17 protein-coding genes and 1 riboswitch are annotated in these 19,612 nt (G+C 64.0%); of the genes, 13 read left to right on the forward strand and 4 right to left on the reverse strand.

Going from position 1 to position 19,612, the window contains the following annotated elements:
* The first annotated feature begins 917 nt into the window (after positions 1-917).
* On the forward strand, positions 918-1,604 hold the full coding sequence (locus NTCA1_RS28730) for a TonB-dependent receptor domain-containing protein (RefSeq protein WP_236549365.1): 687 nt from the start codon (positions 918-920) through the stop codon (positions 1,602-1,604).
* A gap of 21 nt (positions 1,605-1,625) precedes the next feature.
* On the opposite strand, the gene NTCA1_RS15675 is transcribed toward NTCA1_RS28730, so the two are convergent.
* Together NTCA1_RS15675 and NTCA1_RS15680 are read right to left on the reverse strand one after the other, a co-directional pair.
* Positions 1,626-3,158, reverse strand: a complete 1,533-nt coding sequence (locus tag NTCA1_RS15675) for a PepSY domain-containing protein (protein WP_236549366.1) — start codon at positions 3,156-3,158, stop codon at positions 1,626-1,628.
* A 4-nt stretch (positions 3,159-3,162) separates the two neighbouring features.
* Complete coding sequence (locus NTCA1_RS15680; protein WP_133084448.1) at positions 3,163-5,181, reverse strand: TonB-dependent siderophore receptor; 2,019 nt, start codon at positions 5,179-5,181, stop codon at positions 3,163-3,165.
* A 213-nt stretch (positions 5,182-5,394) separates the two neighbouring features.
* Positions 5,395-5,641, reverse strand: a riboswitch (cobalamin riboswitch).
* Positions 5,642-5,843: 202 nt separating this feature from the next.
* Here NTCA1_RS15680 and NTCA1_RS15685 point away from each other — a divergent pair.
* The 9 genes from NTCA1_RS15685 to NTCA1_RS28510 all read left to right on the forward strand — a co-directional run bounded on the left by NTCA1_RS15685 (position 5,844) and on the right by NTCA1_RS28510 (position 14,897).
* Positions 5,844-6,380, forward strand: a complete 537-nt coding sequence (locus NTCA1_RS15685) for an RNA polymerase sigma factor (protein ID WP_201282504.1) — start codon at positions 5,844-5,846, stop codon at positions 6,378-6,380.
* Between the two features lie 90 nt (positions 6,381-6,470).
* Positions 6,471-7,514, forward strand: coding sequence for a FecR domain-containing protein (locus NTCA1_RS15690; RefSeq protein WP_133084446.1), 1,044 nt, complete (start codon positions 6,471-6,473; stop codon positions 7,512-7,514).
* Positions 7,515-7,639: 125 nt separating this feature from the next.
* Positions 7,640-10,132, forward strand: coding sequence for a TonB-dependent receptor (locus NTCA1_RS15695; protein WP_133084445.1), 2,493 nt, complete (start codon positions 7,640-7,642; stop codon positions 10,130-10,132).
* 131 nt (positions 10,133-10,263) lie between these two features.
* The gene (locus NTCA1_RS15700; RefSeq protein ID WP_133084444.1) at positions 10,264-11,028 is read left to right on the forward strand and encodes an energy transducer TonB; all 765 of its coding nucleotides are present in this window, start codon (positions 10,264-10,266) and stop codon (positions 11,026-11,028) included.
* A 207-nt stretch (positions 11,029-11,235) separates the two neighbouring features.
* A complete protein-coding gene (locus tag NTCA1_RS15705; protein WP_133084443.1) occupies positions 11,236-12,312 on the forward strand; it encodes an alpha/beta fold hydrolase in 1,077 nt (358 codons plus the stop codon).
* A 213-nt stretch (positions 12,313-12,525) separates the two neighbouring features.
* A complete protein-coding gene (locus tag NTCA1_RS15710; protein ID WP_236549367.1) occupies positions 12,526-12,897 on the forward strand; it encodes a carboxymuconolactone decarboxylase family protein in 372 nt (123 codons plus the stop codon).
* A gap of 35 nt (positions 12,898-12,932) precedes the next feature.
* Entirely contained in the window at positions 12,933-13,406 is a 474-nt protein-coding gene (locus NTCA1_RS15715; protein WP_236549368.1) for a cupin domain-containing protein, read from the forward strand.
* A gap of 52 nt (positions 13,407-13,458) precedes the next feature.
* Positions 13,459-14,700 carry an MFS transporter gene (locus NTCA1_RS15720; protein WP_255490507.1) on the forward strand — a complete coding sequence of 414 codons (1,242 nt, stop codon included), beginning with the start codon at positions 13,459-13,461 and terminating at the stop codon, positions 14,698-14,700.
* A 2-nt stretch (positions 14,701-14,702) separates the two neighbouring features.
* A complete protein-coding gene (locus NTCA1_RS28510) occupies positions 14,703-14,897 on the forward strand; it encodes a hypothetical protein (protein ID WP_201282506.1) in 195 nt (64 codons plus the stop codon).
* 19 nt (positions 14,898-14,916) lie between these two features.
* On the opposite strand, the gene NTCA1_RS15725 is transcribed toward NTCA1_RS28510, so the two are convergent.
* Positions 14,917-15,810, reverse strand: a complete 894-nt coding sequence (locus NTCA1_RS15725) for a LysR family transcriptional regulator (protein WP_133084440.1) — start codon at positions 15,808-15,810, stop codon at positions 14,917-14,919.
* Positions 15,811-16,069: 259 nt separating this feature from the next.
* On the opposite strand from NTCA1_RS15725, the gene NTCA1_RS15730 reads away from it, so the two are divergent.
* From NTCA1_RS15730 to NTCA1_RS15740, 3 genes are read left to right on the forward strand one after another with little or no spacing between them, the layout of a single operon-like run.
* On the forward strand, positions 16,070-17,080 hold the full coding sequence (locus tag NTCA1_RS15730) for an aldo/keto reductase (RefSeq protein ID WP_201282512.1): 1,011 nt from the start codon (positions 16,070-16,072) through the stop codon (positions 17,078-17,080).
* On the forward strand, positions 17,077-17,664 hold the full coding sequence (locus tag NTCA1_RS15735; protein WP_133084438.1) for a flavodoxin: 588 nt from the start codon (positions 17,077-17,079) through the stop codon (positions 17,662-17,664). Before NTCA1_RS15730 ends, NTCA1_RS15735 begins: the two co-directional genes overlap by 4 nt.
* Before the next feature lie 10 nt (positions 17,665-17,674).
* Positions 17,675-18,532 carry an aldo/keto reductase gene (locus NTCA1_RS15740; RefSeq protein ID WP_159831164.1) on the forward strand — a complete coding sequence of 286 codons (858 nt, stop codon included), beginning with the start codon at positions 17,675-17,677 and terminating at the stop codon, positions 18,530-18,532.
* A 95-nt stretch (positions 18,533-18,627) separates the two neighbouring features.
* Here NTCA1_RS15740 and NTCA1_RS15745 read toward each other — a convergent pair whose 3' ends face one another.
* Positions 18,628-19,611 (reverse strand): DUF1214 domain-containing protein, encoded by a 984-nt coding sequence (locus NTCA1_RS15745; protein ID WP_133084437.1) that lies wholly within the window; start codon positions 19,609-19,611, stop codon positions 18,628-18,630.
* Position 19,612: the final 1 nt, after the last annotated feature.

A 19,612-nucleotide genomic window follows, 5' to 3' on the forward strand; every position in this document is an offset into this window, starting at 1 on the left:
AGCGATGGGCGGCGCCATCAACCTCGTCACCCGCAAGCCGGTCAAACCGATCGAAGCCGAAGCGCGCGGCACCCTCAATCTCGGGCGCAAGGGGGAATACACCGGCTACAATCTCTTCGCACTGCTCGGCACCAGGCAGGACAAGTGGTACGCGCAGGCCAGCTATACCCGCAATTTCACCGATCACTGGGATCTTCCCGGCAGCTACGAACCCAGCGCCGGATCGGCCGAGGACGGCGGCCACCGCGATTTCTCGCGCACGGCCGACTGGCGCGTGAACGCCAAGCTGGGCTTCACGCCCAATGCCACCGACGAATACTCGATCAGCTATACCCGGCAGGAAGGGTCCAAGAACGCGCCGCTCCATGTGACCGATCCCGCCGCCTCGCAGCGCAACTGGTCGTGGCCTTACTGGAACATCGACAGCCTCTATTTCCTCTCGACCACCGCGCTGGGGGACCGGGCGACGCTCAAGACCCGCATCTATCGCAACGGGTTCGACAACCTGCTGCGCGCCTTCGACGATGCCAGCCAGACCACCCAGACCAGGGCACGCGCCTTCAACAGCTATTATGCCGACACCGCCTGGGGTGGATCGGCGCAGCTTGACGTGGCGGTCAGCGATATCGACCGGCTGAGCATTGCCGCCCACTACCGCCGCGACAAGCATGTCGAATGGCAGCAGGCCTTCCCCTCGGGCGAGACCGAGCCGAAGCAGACCAGTGTCGAGGAAACCTACAGCATCGCCGCCGAGAACAAGCTCGACCTGACTTCGGCACTGGCCTTCACCGCCGGCGTCAGCTTCGACTGGCGCGACCTCTCGCGGGCCGAGGACTATGCCGGGGGGGCTCTGATCGAATATGCGCTGCACAACGGGCAGGCGCTGAACGGACAGGCGCAGCTGGTCTGGAGCGTCGATGCGCAGACCAGCCTGCACGCCGGCATTTCCGCGCGCGCGCTTCCCCACCATTTTCGAGCGCTTCAGCTCGCGCTTCGGCGGCGCCACTTCGAACCCGAACCTCAAGGCCGAGCGTGCGACCAATTACGAGATCGGCGGCGCGCGCGACTTTGGCCCGCTCCATGCCGAAGCGGCGGCGTTCTATTCGCACCTCGACAACGTAATCGTCGCTTTCCCGATGATCTATCAGGGCCAGTCGGTGACCCAGAGCCGCAACCTCGGCAGCGGCAACTACTACGGCGGCGAAATCGCGCTGACCGCGCAGTTGGGCCGCACGCTGAGCCTGGGCGGCAACTACACATATACCCACCGCGATCTCGACGATCCGACCAACACCGCGTTCCAGCCGACCGGAGTGCCCACGCACAAGGCTTTCCTCTGGGCCGACTGGTCGCCGCTCGAAAGGCTGCATGTGCTGCCGAGCGCCGACATCGCCTCGGACCGCTGGACGGTGAACACGGCGGGCACGCGCTACTACCGCACCGGCAGCTATGTGCAGGCCAATCTCACGGCGAACTATGCGCTGGGCGAAGGCGTCGAAATCGGCGCGGGTGTGCGCAACCTGTTCGACGATTATTATGTGCTCACCGATGGCTTCCCCGAGCCGGGACGCAGTTTCTTCCTGAGCTTCGGCTTCAAGTACTAAGCGAAAGCGGGGCGGCCGAGATCAGCCGCGCCGGATCCTGCGCCGCCAGACACGGCGCAGATCGCGGCGAACCTTGTTCCATGCCATCCAGGTTCCCGTCGCGCAGACCAGGGTTACGGCTGCCAGTAGCGGCAGCACCACGAAGTCCCACCAGGGCCTCTTGCGCAGCACCGGGAAATCGAGGCTGTGCAGGCCGTCCTGCAACCAGCGGAAACCGCGCCCATTGCGGTCGAAGGCGCGCAGGATCTGCCCGCTGGTCGGGTCGATGTAGAGACGCGTGGTCTCCGCATCCGCCAGCACCGCACGCCAGACCGGCAGCGGAGCGGCGAAGCGGTGGCGGTAGTAATAGGCGTCCTCATCCTCCAGCAGAGCGAGCGACGAGGTTGCAGGGCCGCCTGCCAGCGCGCCGCGCAATTCGCGCTCGGTCAGCGCGGAGGCCTGTCCGGCCGCGTCGAACCGCTGCGCGGCGCCGCTCCGCTTGGAAACCAGCAGGAAGATCCTGCCTCCCAGCGGCGCGGTTTCGATCCGCAGCGCTCCGTCCGGGATATCGTGCATGGCGGACAGCGCCTGCCTGACGTCGCGCCATGTCATCGCACCGGCCAGTCTGTCCCTTTCGGCAAGGCCCGCCATGCTGTCGAGAAAGCCCCACGGGTTCATCGAGAAGAGGCCGCTCGCCACCCAGGTCAGGGTCAGCAATCCGAAGAACAGCCCGAAGACGTGATGCCACCACCAGAGCCCCTTGTAGGGCGAGCCGATATGACCCTCGCGCTTGCGGCGGACGCGGGCGATGCCGGCCCAGATGCCGGTCACGGTCAGGAAGCAACCCGCCAGCGAGGTCCAGACGACCACTTCGTTCCACAACGCCCTGTTCTGCCGCAGCATCGTGGGATAGAGCCAGTGCGGCACCGCGCCCAGCCAGCCCCAGAAGCGCTGGAAGCGCGTCGTTTCCTGCACGACTTCACCGGACTTGCCTGAAATGTAGATCTCGGTTCCGGCGTCGTCGTCGAAGTCCACGCGGTAGAGCGGCGCATTGCGCTTGTAGGTCTGCACGGTCCATTGATCGATCCCGGTTTGGGCGGGAGCGGCGGCTTCGCCCGCGATGCCGTGGCCTCTGGCGAAATCCTGGGCGATCCTGCCGATGTCCTGCGGATCCGGGGCGGCGAGCGGCTTGCCGGTTGCCAGATCGAAGGCGGCGGGGATCGTGCGCATCTGCGGAATCGCGCGGTCGGTGGATTGACCGGGCACGACCCGCAGGACCGGGCGCCCGGCCAGCATCTCGACGCGGGCGGAGGCGATCGGCGTATCCGGCGCCATGTCCACGGCGTCGAAAGCGCTTGGCGGCGGCAAGTGCAGGGGGGCAAGGCCTTGCACTTGCGCTGAAGGCTCCAGCCTCGGATAGTCCACATAGATCATCACGAAGCCCGAGAGGCACCAGATCGTCATCAGCAGGCCGACGAAGACGCCGAGCCAGCGATGAAGGACAAGGATCGGGCGCGGCAGCAGGCTGCGCGAGCGCTTCGTTCGAGGATAGGGCCGAGGCTGGAGTGTGCTCATGGCCTCAGAAGCTCAGGCCGTAGCTCATCCGCAGCGTGCGCGGCACGCCCCGGCTGAAGTAGAGGAAGCGGCTGTTGCTGCCATCCAGCGCGCCTTGGTCGGTCACTGCCGACTGATAGCCGCGCGTCGCATATTCCTTGTTGAACACGTTCTCGACATTGACGCCGAAGCGGTTTCGGCGCGCCGCACCGTCCACGTAGAGATAGGCCCCGGCATCGACGAGCGCGTAGTTGCCGTAGTTCCGGCGGCCGAAGCCCGAAGCGGTGGACCAGACGTCGCCGATCCAGTTGACCGCGAGATTGGCGCCGAACGGCCGGTCCTCAGGCGCATAGGCCAGGGTGCCCTTCGCATATTGCCGGGGATTGCGGTCGAGCTGGGTGGACGATCCCTTTTCCCGCACGCGGGCGTAAGTGTAGCTGGCATTGAGGCTCCAGCCCCCGGCCGTCCGTGCGGTCAGTTCGAACTCGCCGCCCTGCGAGCGGACCTTGCCGTCGAGGTTGGCGTAAGTGCCGTTGGGATAGGCCGGATTATCGTAATCGTAGTCGATCATGTTGGTGATGCGGCGATGGAAGTAAGTCGCCTTCCAGCCCAGCGTGACCATGCCTGCGGGCAGGGTTCCGCCTGCGGAGAGGTTGAGGTTGAGGCTCTGCTCCGGGCTCAGGTTCGGGTTGCCGATCTCGCAGCAGGGGTCGTTGCCATAGAGCTGCGAGGCATCGGGAAGCACGAAGGACGTGCCCCCGTTCGCCTCCACATAGAGCGCATCGGCAAAGTCGTAGCGGCCGGAGACGTTCCAGATCGTCTTCTTCGCCCCGTCCGTGCGGTTGTAGCGCAGGCCTGCCGCAAGGCGGCCCTTGGAGGAAATCTCGTCGGTGGTGCGCACCTGGAAGATCCCGGCGTGGACCTGTTCGCTGGTCGGCGCGATCAGCAGCACGTCGTCGCGGCCGCTGAAGTTCTGGAAATCGTAGCCCAGCAGGTATTCGAGGCCGGGGTGGAGGTGGAGCTTGACCACCGCGCTGCCGCCCCAGTCGCGATAGCCCCAGAACGTGCCTGCCGGGTAGATCACTTGCGGCTGGAGATCGGGAAGCGAATTGCGGATCTGGACATAGGCCGTCTTCCAGTCATGGAAATAGCCCTTGAGGAAGAACTGCACGGCATCGCTGCCGGTGTAATCGAGGCGGAGGCTGGCGATTTCCTCGTTGCGATCGTTGCGGCTCTCGCGGATGCGCGTGGGCGAGAGGTTGTCGAGCTTCGCCTCGGTATGCTGGTACTGGGCGTTGAGCGCCAGATCGGGGGCGAGGTCGTACTGGTACTTGAGACCCGCCGACCACAAGTCATAGCCGAGATGGCGATCGGTGAGGCTGGGCTGATAGGCGCTGTAAGGCGTGTAGCCTTCCGACCGGTTGTGCGAGGCATAGGCCACGAAGCGGTGGTTGCCCGCCGCACCGCGCAAGTAGCCGTCCACCGTGGTGCCGCCCCAGGAATCGACCGAGGCATTGACCTGGCCGTTGAAATCGTCGGTGAAGCCGCGCGTCACCACGTTGATGACGCCCGCCGAAGCCTGCGTGCCGTAGAACAGGCTCTCGCCGCCGCGAAGCACCTCGATACGTTCGATCATGCTGGCGGGAAGCGTGTCGTTGGGCGACGTTCCACCGTAGAGGCGGTTGTTGAGGCGGATGCCGTCCATCGTCCAGAGCACGTCCTGCGTGCGCGATCCCTGAAGCGAGACGTCGACGTAAGTGAACGGCCCGTTGCGGGCGCGAATGTAGAGGCCGGGCACCGATTCCAGCGCCTTGACCACGTCTACCGCGCCGCTGTCCTTTATCTGCTTTTCGCTGACCGTCACCACGTCGTTGCCGTAGCGGGAAAGCTCCTGCGGCAGCGTCTCCTCAAGGCTGGTGCCAGTGACGATGATGGCCCGATCCTCACCGGCGTCTTCACCGGTTTCCTCGGCATGGGCCTGCGTGCTCCAGGCAAGAGCCAGCACCGCGGCCAGCGCGGCGGGCGAATTTATAGCGAACTTCATTTCATCCCCCTGTCGAGCGCCATGCGATCCGAAGCAGGGGTCTGCCGTTCACGAACGGTCGGCGCGCCGACCGGCGTTCACGAAAGGCCGGCGCACCGACCGGCCGGGCGCCCATAACGAAGGGACGACCGCTCAGCGCACCGTGCGGCCCCTGCCGCTGGTTCGTCGCTCAGACGGAGAAACACCGTGCCCCGGCCATCCCCTGGGCCAAAGCAAGAGCGACCGGACGCAGGCAGGTCTCCTGGCTCGCGGGTCATGGCTTGATACACGGCCTTCCCAGGCCTCGCAGGATTTAGCGTCCGGCCCAGTGGCTACGACAGGCGCACTTGCCCTGCCGCGTGATGTGTATCGCGCTCGCCGCTTACAGTTGCAGGGACAGCCTCGGATTCGAGGATCGAAACCCTCTCACCGTGTTCCCATTTTAAGCCTCTTTCGAGGCACCGGCGCGATCTTTTCCGCCCTCCCTGTTCAGCGAAGGCGGATGCGGTGCGCTAGCTTGGGAGCTTGAAGGGCGCAAGCGCGATTTGCGCGGCGATCTTCGCAAAGGCGATACTCGGCTCGATCGGAGCCGCTCATTCTTGCCCGAGCCTATTGCAAGTTATTCGCAACAATCTATGAAGCCGAAGTTTGCAACCTGCCAGCCGGTCGGAGAAGGTCGCCCATTGAACAGCGCACAGGCCCGCTTGCGCATCTATGCGGAGCATCGGCCGGCACTGGTCGACTATGCCACGCCGATCGTCGGATCGCGCGACAGCGCCGAAGACGTCGTGCAGGAAGCCTACTTCCGCTTCGTGCCGACACGGCCGCCGCTGCTGCTGGGCCTGCGCACGCCGGTCGGCTATCTCTATCGGATCGCCCGCAACATCGCGATCGACTGGACCCGGCGGGATGCGGCCGAGCAGCGCCGCAATGCGGCCTATGCCCTGACCCGCGATCCGCAGCCCCTTTCCGCGTCGGCCGAGGATGAACTGCTCTGCGGCGACGAGGCACGGCTGGTTCTGGCGACTCTCGCAAGCCTGCCGGAGAAGAAGCGGCGCGCCTACGAAATGAGCGTGTTCGGAGAGATGTCCTCGACCCAGATCGCGCAGCAGCTCGGCGTGTCGCGCGCGACGGCGCATCGGCTGGTGCAGGATGCGATGATTCATGTCATGCGCAGCGTCGAGCGCATGGGGCCGGAGGGGGACGACGATGCCGGTTGAGATGCAAATTGAGACGCAGGTTGAGAAGCAGATTGAGACAGGCGCGCGCGAGACTCGTCTTTTGTGTGGGTTCGACGAGGCGATACATCCATGACGGCCAGACCTGTTGCAGGAAACGGAGAGCACGCGCTGCCCGACGATGTGCTGGTGGAGGCATCGGACTGGCGCCTGCGCATCCAGGACGCCCCGGACGATCTGGATCTTCGCGCCCGATTCGAGGCCTGGCTGGAGAGCGATCCTGCTCATCGGAGGGCCTGGACCCTGCTGGAGCGCAGCGTCCGCCTGACCTTGCAGACGCCGCCCGCCCATGCCGCGGATTGGCGAGAGGCCAAGCCGGACCTGCCGCCTGTGCCGGTAACGGTCGACCGGGAGCCGAAGCCGCGAACATCTTCCAATCCGCGCCGCAGCAGGCGCACAGGCAGGCGCGTTGCCCTGGGCGCGGTGGCGGCAGTGCTTGTGGCGATCCTGACCGGGCCGCAGGTCATGCTCCAGCTGCGCGCGGACGAGACCAGCGGCACCGCCCAGAACCGGGCTCTCGCGCTGGCGGACGGATCGCGGATCGCGCTGAGCGCGCAGAGTGCGATCACGCAAGACTTCGCGGGCACGCATCGCCGCATCGGCCTGCTTCAGGGCGAAGCCTTCTTTGATGTCGCCCATGATACGGCGCGCCCCTTCACCGTGCAGGCGGCGGACATGACCGTGACCGTCACGGGCACCGCCTTCGACGTGTCGATGACGCACGAGACGCTGGGCGTCAGCGTCGCGCGGGGATCGGTGCGGGTCGAGCGGCCAGGCGACAGGCCGCTGACGGTGGCGCTCCGGCCGGGCCAGCGCCTTACCATCGACCGGGAAAGCGGCAGGAACGGCCTCGTCGCCGTCAGCCCCATCGAGATCGGCGCCTGGCGATCGGGACGCCTTGCCGTGCGCAACGCCAGCATCGCGGAGGTGACCGAACTTCTCGGGCGGCATTTCAGGGGCCATATCTTCATGCGCGACGATGCGCTGAAATCGGCGCGCGTCACGGGCGTCTACGACCTCGCCGACCCGGTCGGCTCCTTGCGGACGCTGCTGAGTTCGGGAGGGGCGCGGATGACCCGGATCACCCCCTGGATCATCGTCGTCACCCCGGCCTGAGCGCTATCGGAAAAAATTTCGCGAGAGTGTGAGACGCTGCCCACCCAAGGTTCGTCACCTGAATGAGCGGCTATTGCAAGTCATGTGCATGGGCCGCGCTTGAGCGAATATCATTCGGGGGTTTCATGCGTGAAGTTTCAGTCTCGTCCCATGCCGGGCGAGCACAGTCGATCATCAGGGCGCTGCTGATCGGTGCCAGCGCGGCGGCGATGCTGCCCGCAATGCCCGCCATGGCGCAGGGCGCGCCGTCCTCGCAGGCGAAAGTACAGTTCGATATTCCGCCCCAGTCGCTGGAAGGTGCCGTCACGACCTTCGGCTTGCAGTCGGGCCTGCGGATCACCGCCGATCAGGGCGTGCTGGCCGGACGGCAGAGTCCCGGCGTCTCGGGCGCCATGGGATCGTTCGAGGCACTGAGCCGCCTGCTGGCCGGAACCGGCGTGACCTGGCGCCAGATCGACGGGCGCTCGGTCGCGCTGGTCAGGGCGCCGGAAAGCGCGGGCGGCGACGCCATCCAGCTTGGGCCGGTGCGGGTCGCGGGCGCCGGTGAAGGCGGATCGGCGGCGGCGCGCTATTCCAGCGATGCCTCGGCCACCGAAGGCACCCGGTCCTACACGACCAAGGCGCCCAGCAGCACCTCCACCGGCCTTGCCCTGACCCTGCGCGAGACGCCGCAGTCGATCAGCGTCATCACCCGCGAGCGGATGGACGACCAGCGCCTCGTCTCGATCACCGACGTGCTCCAGCAGACACCGGGCATCAACCTGACCCGCGACGGCGGCGAACGTTTCGGCATTTCCGCGCGTGGTGGCGCGGTCAACAGCTTTCAGTACGACGGCGTGCTGACACAGGTGCAGAACACGACCCGCACCGTGCCCCAGACCGCGCTCGATACCGCGCTCTACGACCGGATCGAGGTGCTGCGCGGCGCGACCGGGTTGATGACCGGTGCGGGCGATCCGGGCGGCCTCGTCAACCTGATCCGCAAGCGGCCCACCCGTGAATTGCAGGGCTATGTCCAGACCAACGTGGGTTCGTGGAACTTCTTCCGTGCCGAGGCGGACATTTCCGGTCCCGTGATCAAGAGCGGCGCCATCCGCGCCCGCGCCGTCGCCATGGCGCAGGACAACGATACCTTCATGGACGGCTACAGCCAGAAGAGCAGCCTGCTCTACGGCGTGATCGAGGCCGACGTGACGGACACGACGCTGATCCGCGGCAGTATCGATTACCAACGCTATCGTCCGAGCGGCGCCCCCGGCGTGCCGGGCGTCTTCAGCAACGGCAAGCAGACGAACTTTCCCCGCTCCTACAGCAGCGGTGCCCCCTGGGGCGGCGATGACTTCGACACCTACAACTATGCGCTGGCACTGGAACAGCAGTTGCCGCACGACTGGATGTTCAGGGCCAACGCCAACTTCATGACGGTCGAGCGCAATTTCAAAAGCGCCCGCTATCAGCCCAGTTCGGTCAATGCGAGCCTGAACGAGGAAACCGGGGCGGCGACGGTCGATGCCTCCTACGGCTATGCGAAGCAGGATCAGCAGGGCGTCCTGGCGTCTCTCTCCGGCCCGCTGCATCTATTCGGCCGCGAGCATGAGCTATACTTCAGCTACAACTACAACCGCTACTACAACGACTATGCGGCGTGGTCCGGCACTGGCAGCAAGGTCATCAACTATTACACCTGGAACAATCAGTTCCCCGAGCCGGAGAGCTATACGCCTGCACTGACGCAGTATTTCTATTACAAGCAGCAGGGCGTCAACGCTTCGGCACGGCTCAAGCCCATCGACGGCGTGAACGTCATCCTCGGCGGTCGCCTCACCAATTTCGACTATCGGAACTACATGGTGCTTCTGCCCAGCGGCAGCGGCTCCACTTACGGCGATACGCGGGCACGGGGCAAGTTCACGCCTTATGCCGGGCTGGTCGTCGATCTCGACCGGCATCATTCGCTCTACGCCAGCTATGCCGACATCTTCCAGCCGCAGGCGAGCCTTGACCGGAACGGCAATGTGCTGCCGCCCATCATCGGCTCCAACTACGAGATCGGCTGGAAAGGCGCGTTCCGGGACGATCGCCTGAACGCCAGTGTCGCTCTCTATCAGGTGATCCGCGACAATGTCGGCGAACTGGACGACGGTCTGCTCGTGCCGGGCACGACGGACGTTCAGGCATACCGCCCGGTCAAGGGCGCCAAGACGCGCGGCATCGAAGCGGAGATCAACGGCGAGGTACTGCCGGGCTGGAATGTCTCGGCCAGCTATACTCACGTCGTCACGCGCGACGCCGAGGGCGTGCGCTCGCTCACCCAGATCCCCAAGGATACGGTGAAGCTGTGGACGACCTACAAGTTCGACGTGGCAGAGCGCCCGCTCACGCTCGGCGGCGGCGTCAACTGGACCAGCGCGACCTACTATCCCTACAAGACCTTCCGCATCGCGCAGGGTGACTATGCCGTCGCCAATCTGATGGCACGGTACGAATTCAACGATCACCTGTCGGCGTCGGTCAACGTCAACAACCTGTTCGACAAGAGCTACTACGTCAGCATGTACACCATCAGCGTCTACGGCCAGCCCCGTAACGTGATGGGAACGGTGCGCTACGCCTTCTGATCGGGCCGCGTGACCAGCGATCGCACACCAGGCGTGACGGGCGGCAGCGATGCCGCCCGTAGTTCGTCGTTTCGCCAGTCGATGGCGGGCCTCCGCAATTGGCATCCTTGCCCTGCCGACCGGATGACACGATGACCGTTACCCTTGCCCTCTCCCCGCGCGCCGCTTCGCCGGATCGGCCATCCAGCGCCGAGCCCGCCGCCGTGCCGCTTCGATATGCCGATCTGCCCGTGCCGCTGGGCACGCGCCTGCTGGGGCTGGGCGGGACGATCGCGATCGGAGTGCTGCTCCTTGCCTGTGCCTTCCTGACCTGGACCCGCTACAGCACTCCCCAGCCGCAACCCGCGATCAGCGCCTTCAACATCGCGCCGCCCGCGGCCCCGCCCAAGCCCGTCCGTGAAGTTCCTCCCGGCCCGGAGCAGGTCAGGAAAGACAAACCCGCGCCCAAGGCCCCGGAAATCGAGGCGCCGAAGATCGTGGTTCCGGGTCCCAACGTCATCGCCGCCGTGCCGCCTTCGCCGCCCAGTCCGCCCGATCCCGGTCCTCCGGTCAAGGATACGACGGCCCCGGTCAGCAAGCCCGCGCCGCCCGCCCCGCAAGTGTCGAGCGGCAAGCCGACCTGGCAGGGCCTCGTTCTCGGCGCCCTCGACAAGGTAAAACGCTATCCGCGCGACGCCCACTTCGCCCGGCAGCAGGGCGTGCCCTATATCCGTTTCGTCATGGACCGGCAGGGCAAAGTGCTGTCGGTCAGGCTGGAACGCTCGTCAGGCTTCCATTCGCTGGACAACGAGGCCTTGGCCCTTCCGAAACGCGCCCAGCCGCTGCCCAAGCCGCCAGAGGACGTGAAGGGCGAGGCCATCGAACTGGTCGTGCCGGTCGAGTTCTTCATGACTTGATGCGAGTTCCTGACTACGCGTGTCGTGGATTTTTGGGTTGTTATCGGGATTGGTTGTTGCGGCTTCGCCAAGCTGCGCATCAACCTGAAACCCGTCATTTCGGGTCATGCCATTGATAAGCTCAGCTAACTACCGCATGCGTATTTAGCGCTCTAATCCGATAAAGCCTGCCGCGCTATTCTCCCGCACAAACCAGGAGGAAGCGCCATGTTGCACCGTTTGATCACCGCTGCTGCAGCCGCACTATCGTCGGGCTTGTTTGCCGCTTCCGCCCATTGCGCGCCTGCAAGCCCGGTCCCCTTGATCATTCGCGAGCAAGGCAGTTTCGCGGTCGGGGGAACGGTGCTGACGACACCGGGAGAATTCGACAACAATGCTCCTACGCCTGCGGGACAAAGCCTCCACGCAGATCATCTCTACGCCTTCTACCAGATCCCGGAAAATACACGGCGCCTGCCCATCGTGATGCTTCACGGTGCCTACCAGTCTGGGCGAAGCTGGGAGACGACGCCTGATGGACGCGAGGGTTTTCAGACGATCTTCCTGCGTCGCAATTTCAGCACTTATCTGGTTGATCAGCCGCGCCGCGGCAGGGCGGGCAACAGCAGTATCGCAACGACGATCGACCCAGTGCCCACCGACCAGCTTTTCTTCGACCAGTTTCGTCTGGGGACTTGGCCAAACTTCTTTGGAGGCGTCCAGTTCGATCGCAAGCCCGAGACGCTAGAACAGTTCTTCCGCTCGGTTACGCCGAATACCGGCCCTTACGACGCCAAGGTCATTTCGAGCGCCATGACGGCCTTGCTGGAGAAGACGGGGCCCGCGATCCTCTTCACGCATTCGCAGGGCGGCGAGCCGGGGTGGTTGACCGCTATCCAGAGCCCCAACGTCAAGGCGATTGTCGCGTTCGAACCGGGAAGCGGTTTCGTCTTCCCCAAAGGAGAAGTCCCGCCCGAGATGCCGAGCGCGGCTGGGACCCTGAAACCGGTCGAAATCGCGCCTGCCGATTTCGCCAGGCTCACACGCATTCCCATTGCCATCTACTACGGGGACAACATTCCGGTCGAGCCCACGAAAGAACGTGGCAAGGACAACTGGCGCGTGCGCCTCGCCATGGCAAAACTCTGGGTCGCGGCCGTCAATCGGCACGGCGGAGATGCCCGACTGATCCACCTCCCCGACATCGGCATTCGCGGCAACACCCACTTCATGATGTCCGATCTCAACAATGTCGAGATCGCGGACCAAGTCTCCGAATTCCTCGCCGGGAAGCACCTCGATTGACCAGGATTTCCTGAAAATGGCCGACTACCCGCCTCGAAGCCGACGCCGGTTTCTGGGTGGAACTGCGCTCGTTCTCGCCTCTGTTCAGGATCGAGGGCGCCTCGCAAGCTCACGACCTTCTACACCAAGACCGTTTAACTCGCTCCAGCTTTCGACGAGGATTCCATGATGAAACACACGTCCAGGACTGCGCTTCTCCTCATAGGCATCGCGATGATCGGAGGAATTTCCGCGATGGCCCATGCGCAAACAACCAGCGGCCCGGCCGAGACGCCGCCCTCGCGCGCCCAGCAACTGATGGGCGATGTCGCCCCCAAGCTTGCGGAACTGACCGACGAGGTGCTGCTTGGCGACGTCTGGGAGCGCCCCGGTCTTGCCAAGCGCGACCGCAGCCTGATCACTGTGGCTGCTCTCATAGCGCTGAACCGCCCGGAACAGTTACGTTCGCACATGCAGCTCGCACGTAGGAACGGCATCACCGAGACCGAACTGGTGGAGACGATCACACAGCTTGCCTTCTACGCGGGATGGCCGAATGCCATCAACGCCGTCGGCATCGCCCGTGACGTCTTCAATTCCAAATGAGGCGGCCTGCGCACTCGGCAATCGCGGCGATCGGAATGATGTCTCTGTCAGCGGTCGCAATAGCTGATCCGCAATCGGAAGATCAGAGCGTCTCCGTCATCAAGCACGGCACTGGGGCCTCAAGCGTCGGGGCGGAAGAGAGCTTTACCGGCAAGGTGCGTGTTCAAGGTCGCTTCCAGCGCGGAGCCCCTGCGCGCGTCGGCGGGGCGACCGTCACGTTCGAGCCCGGTGCGCGAACCGCCTGGCACACGCATCCGCTCGGTCAGACACTGATCGTCACCAGTGGTCACGGTTTCGTGCAGGAATGGAGCAAGCCCGCGCAAACCCTGAAACCGGGCGACGTCGCCTGGATTCCACCTGGTGTGAAACACTGGCATGGCGCCGCTCCTTCCGAGCCAATGACCCATGTCGCGATCGCCGAAAACGAGAACGGCAAGTCGGTGGCATGGATGGAGAAGGTCAGCGAGGCGCAATACGCCGACGGCAGCGCGCGCGCCTCCAAGCCTTGACCCCACGCGCGGCCCGTTCCGCGCGTCGAAGCCCACATTCTGGAAATCAGCCATGACTCTCGATCGCACAGCGCGATCGGGCACCAGGAATACGATCCTGGCTGTCGTATTGATCGCTTATCTCATGATCCTGCTGGATCTCTCGATTGTTTATACGGGCATGCCGGAAATCGGCAGATCGATGCGCATGAGCCCGGTCATGCAGACCTGGGTGCAGAACGCCTACCTGCTGTGTTTCGGGGGCTTCCTGCTCCTCTCCGCACGCCTCGGCGATACCTTTGGTCGGCGGCGGATTTTGCAGATCGGCATCGTGCTCTTCACCCTGGCCTCGGCATCGATCGGCACCGCGCAATCGTCGTATGAGCTGATTGCGGCGCGCGCCGTTCAAGGCGTCGGCGCATCGATCCTCGCACCGAGTGTTCTGGCGATCATCTCGGCAACGTTTCCCGAAGGTGAGGAACGCACGCGGGCGCTGGCCTGGTGCTCTGTGGTCGCCGGCGCAGGGGCGAGCCTCGGCCTCGTGCTGGGCGGTATCTTTGCCGGCCTGCTGTCATGGCGGATCGGCTTTCTGGTGAACATTCCGATCGGGATCGCGCTGTTCTTCGCCGTTGGCCGGTACATTCCCGAAAATGCACGCATCGACGGGCGTTTCGACATTCTCGGCGCTGCGGCTTCGACCTTGGGTGTTGGCCTACTGGTCTATGGCCTCGTGAATGCGGCCAGCGCCGGCTGGGAAGACCCGGTTACCATGGGGACTTTGGCGCTGTCGATCGCGGTCCTCGCCGCTTTCCTGTGGCATGAGAACCGCACCGAGGTCCCTGTCCTGCCCTTGCGCCTGCTGCGCAGCCGGGAAAGGAGCGCCGCCTATCTCGTGCGCATGCTCTACGTCGGCTCGATCGTTTCGTTCTTTTTCTTCGGCACACAGCTCATGCAGCGGGTTCTCGGCTACTCGGCGCTTCAGGCAGGTTTCGGCTTCCTGCCGATGACCCTCGTTCAGTTTGCCGCGGCGTTGGCAATCCCGCGCGTCACACGCCTGATGGGCGGTGTATCGATGCTCATGGCCTCGCTGGCGCTCATCAGTCTCGGTCTGTTCTGGCTTGCGGGGGCCGGCACCGGGGCCACCTATTGGCAACTCGGGTTGCCGATGGTGCTGATCGGCATCGGGAACGGCGGGACGATGGCGCCCCTGACCGCTTCGGGCGTGCGGAGCGTATCGCCCCGTGATCAGGGTGCGGATCCGGTCTGGTCAATGTCGCCCATCAACTGGGCGGATCGATCGGTCTTAGCACGCTGATCGTGGTCTTCGCTGCCTCCGCCAATCCCGATCTGTCGGATGCAGCCGAAATGCGGCATCAGATCGGTGCGGTGTTCATCGGCGCGGCCCTGATGAATGTGGCCGGCCTCATCCTCACTGCTCTGTTTATTCTACCGGCCAATCGCGGCGCGCCTGGCCGGAGCGGAGCGATACCCATCGCCGTGTCAATGGATTGAGGACGCGGCAAAGCCTGCCTCAGCCACGATAACGCAGCGTCTCCACCAGGAGTTGAAAGGCCGGCGAGGTGTGGCGCCGGCTGGGATAGTAGAGATGGTAGCCCGGAAACGCCCCGCACCAGTCTTCCATTACCCGCACCAGCCTGCCCGCTTCGATATGCTCCAGCACCTGATCTTCCGGCAAATAGGCGAGCCCGAGGCCATCGAGCGCGGAACTGAGGCGCAAGCTGATGTTGTTGAACACAAGCTGGCCCTCGATACGCACGTTCACCTCGTGACCGTCCTTGTCGAGATCCCACGGGAAAATCCCGCCATACGTCGGCAAGCGGATGCCAATGCAATTTTGCGAGGTGAGGTCTTGCGGTGTCCGCGGAACAGGATAGCGCGTGAAATAGTCTGGAGAGCCGACCACGGCCATGCGCATATCCGGGCCGATCCGCACTGCGATCATGTCCTTCGCGACCTGATCGCCCAGGCGCACCCCTGCATCGAAACCCTGGGCGACGATATCGGTCAGTCCGTAGTCCACGATGATTTCCACGCGAACATCCGGGTTCTCGGACACAATCTTGCGCAAGGCCGGCTGCAGCACGGAAATGGCCGCGTGTTCGCCAGCGTTGATACGAAGGGAACCAGCAGGCCGGTCGCGGAGCTGGCTGAGAGCGCCAAGTTCCTGTTCGATTTCCTCGAAGCGCGGCGCCAGGGTTTCGAACAGGCGCCGCCCGGCTTCGGTTGGCGCCACGCTGCGCGTCGTCCGGGTGAGTAGCCGCAGACCGATACGTTCCTCTAGGCCGCGGATCGTCTGGCTGAGCGCGGATTGCGAGACACCGAGCTTGGCTGCCGCCCGGGTGAAGCTCAATTCTCTGGCGACGACCACAAAAGCCGCCAGTTCGTTGTAGTTTTCGCCCGCCATTGATTAGCCCAACTTATCGAAACATGCAGATTATAGCAGCTAATCCATTGCCCGCCACAGATCTATCTTGATCGCCAGGCGGTCGGATCGACCGCGCGCTTTTGACTGGAGGAAGGTGCCTATGGAGTCGGAACTGAGCTTGGGTCGCCGTGCTGTTCTTGCCGCTGGAGCTGCCTTGGCTGCGGCGATACCTGCCGGAAGCGCGAGCGCTCTGTCGAAGGCTGCGAGGTTGTCGGATGGGCCCGCCGCAGGATCCCCCATGCGTCGCCGCCTTGGCACACTGGAAGTCTCTGCCATCGGGCTCGGCGTTCAGAACATGAGCCGGACTTACCAGACAACCATCCCGGCCCGGCCGGAAATGCTGCGGATCATCCGCGCTGCACATGAGCGCGGTGTCACCTTCTTCGATGCGGCCGAGGCCTATGGTCCGTTGGAAGTCGAGCGCATCCTCGGCGAGGGCGTGCAGCCGTTTCGCGATTCCGTGGTCATTGCCACCAAGTTCGGGTGGAACATCGATCCCGAGACCGGCAAGCGAATGCCCGGCCTCAACTCCCGGCCCGACCATATCCGCACCGCCGTCGATGCCATGCTGAAGCGGCTTCGGACAGACCGGATCGACTTGCTCTACCAGCACCGTGTCGACCCGCAGGTGCCTATCGAGGACGTCGCCGGCGTCATCAAGGACCTCAAGGCACAAGGTAAAGTGCTGCACTGGGGTCTGTGCGAAATGGGTCTGAACACGCTCCGTCGTGCGCACGCGGAACTCCCGGTCAGCGCCGTGCAAAGCGAATACTCCATGCTCTGGCGCGGTCCCGAGGCGGAAGTTCTACCGCTGTGCGCGCAGCTTGGCACCGGTTTCGTGCCGTGGAGCCCGCTCGGCGTCGGCTTTCTGACCGGGGCTATCGATGAGCAGACCGCCTATGCCGATGGCGACATTCGCAAGGGCGAAACGCGCTTTGCCAGGGAGAACATCGCCTCCAACCTGTCGCTTGTGGCACTGCTGAAAACCTGGGCCGCGCGCAAGCAGGCTACGCCTGCGCAGATCGCGCTTGCCTGGCTCCTTGCCCAGCGTCCGTGGATCGCACCCATTCCAGGCACGACGCAGATGGCGCACATGATGGAAAATACCGGCGCTGCCGATCTCCGCTTTACGCCGGGCGAATTGGCAGAACTGAATACGGCCGTCGCGGGCATCGCCATCAAGGGGGAGCGCTTGCCACCTGCTGTACAGGCCTTTTCCGGTGTAGAAGCACCGCCGAGGGCGCGATGAGCCGCGAGGTCGATTTTTCACGGCGCACGATGCTTGCGGTTCCGGCCGTGTTGGCGCTTTCCGGCACGCAGGCCTGCGCCCAGGATAGAGGAAACGGCGGGATGCAAGGCGCGAAGACCCTCGTTGCGTACCTCACCCGTTCCGGCAACACGCGGGTCATTGCCGAGACGCTGCACCGGGCACTGAAAGCGGACCTGTTCGAGATCCGCCCCGCCCGCCCCTATCCCGAGGACTATGAGGAGCACGTGGCCCAGACGACCCGCGAACGCGCCAGCGGTTATGCGCCGCCGCTTTCCTCGCGGATCACGGATTTCGGTGCGTACGACGTGGTGTTCCTGGGATTTCCGATCTGGGGTGAAACCGCGCCGCCGCCGATCCGTTCGTTTTTGAAAGCGCACGATCTGCGCGGGAAGACATTGCGGCCTTTCATCACCCACGGCGGCTACGGCGTGGGTTCCGCGCCCGAAGTACTGACTAGCCATGCAGTGGGCGCACGGATCGAGGCACCCTTCGTGATGGAAGCCGATCAGGAACGCCGCACCCTCAACCAGATCAAGGCCTGGCTCGGCCGGATAGAAGAATAGGACCAACGACATGACGACCAACATACCTACCGTCACGCTGAACAATGGCATCGAGATGCCGAGCCTGGGATTCGGCGTATTCCAGGTCCCCGATCTGGCTGAATGCGAGCGGAGCGTGCGCGACGCCATCGACGTCGGCTATCGCCTGCTCGACACCGCGACCTCCTATGGCAACGAAGAGGCGGTCGGCGCCGCCATCAAGAACCATGGAATCGATCGCAGCGAACTGTTCGTCACGACCAAGCTCTGGATCGAGGATGCCAGCTATGAGGGGGCGAAGGCGGCATTCGAACGTTCGATCAACAAGCTGCAACTGGATTACCTCGATCTCTGGCTGATCCATCAGCCATATGGCGACGTCTATGGCGCCTGGCGCGCCATGGAGGAGCTGCACCGCGAAGGACGGATCCGCGCTATTGGTGTCAGCAATTTCTATCCTGATCGACTGCTCGATTTCGTGCTGCACAACCGGATCACGCCTGCGGTGAACCAGATCGAGATCCACCCCTTCCACCAGCAGGACGACGCACAAAAACTGCTCGAGGAATACAAGGTCCAGCCCGAGGCATGGGGACCGTTCGCAGAAGGCAAGAACGGACTGTTCTCGAACGAAGTCCTGGCGGCCATCGGCGCCAAGCACGGCAAGACTATCGCGCAAGTCGTACTACGTTGGCTGAACCAGCGCGGCATCGTCGCCATCCCGAAGTCGATCCGCAAGGAGCGCATGGCCGAGAACTTCGCGATCTTCGACTTCACGCTCGATGATGACGATGTCGCCCGGATTGCGACGCTCGACCAGAAGGCCAGCAGCTTCTTCGATCATCGGGATCCCGCGATGGTCAAGTGGCTGGGCACGCGTAAGCTCTAAATGCGACAACAGGCGGAGCCGGCGGAGGTGCCGGCTTCGCCAACCCTCTGCCGATTGCAGATCCGGCCCGTTGCGACCAACTGGCCCTTAATTGGTCATGCCGCTGATAGCTTTGTCGCTGGAGCTGCCGTGGGAAAATGCCAGTCGCCGTCTACGATCACCTGCTGCGGACGGTATAATCGCACCAGATAATTCCAGCCGGGCATGATCCGCAGATAGTTGGGCGCCTGGGGGTCGCCGCCGAAATGGATCGTTACCGTGCCATCCTCATTCGGGCTGGCGGTGACGTTGTTCACCGAGATCGCGTTTTCGGGCGCTTCATAATAGCCCTTCTGATTATAGACGGTGATCGACCAGAAGGCGTCCACCGGCACCGTGCCGACCGTCAGCACATAGGGCGTCTCGCCGTTATTATCGGCAGGCTGGAACGGGAAGTAGAAAGCGTCATGCTCGTTGTTGCCGCCCCAGCCACCCGCCGTGCCGAACAGTCGCCGTACGGGGTCCACCTGATCCGGCCGTCCGAAGGCGCGCTGCGCATCCGGCAGGTAGACAGCGCCGGCTAGAAGCGCAGCGCGCACATGATCGAGGTTGTCGGGATCCCAGGCAGGCACTTCAAATGTGCCGATCGATGCCTGTTCGACCTTTATCTGGTCTTGCAGTGCGGCGCCCGCTGCCAAGTCGTTGTCGCTGAGGGAGTCCATGAACGTGCGTATGAACACATAGGCAAAGCGGCTGCCGATGCTTTGCGCCGTGAAGCGATATGTGCCGGCACCATAGCTCACATGCTGGATATAATGGTCTTCGCTGATCACCAACAACGACTGGAAGCGGTCCTTGGGGTCCGGCATCGTGATCGTCAGCGGCGAGGTCAGGTCGAACACGCCTTCGCTATAGGGTGTGTCGAGGTTGAGGCGGATGATGATCTGCTGGTCCACCGGGGTTGGGCCACGCGCATGCACGAGTTGGGCAAAGCAGCCCTTTTCCACCGCTTGCTTCATGTAATGGTGGGTTTCGACCCGGATGAAATTGTCGAGATTGACCGATACCAACGGCGCGGCGGCCGGCGTCGTCTGAGTCATG

Origin of the sequence: Novosphingobium sp. TCA1 (assembly GCF_009811895.1) — a bacterium.
In the GTDB taxonomy this organism is placed as follows: domain Bacteria; phylum Pseudomonadota; class Alphaproteobacteria; order Sphingomonadales; family Sphingomonadaceae; genus Novosphingobium; species Novosphingobium panipatense_A.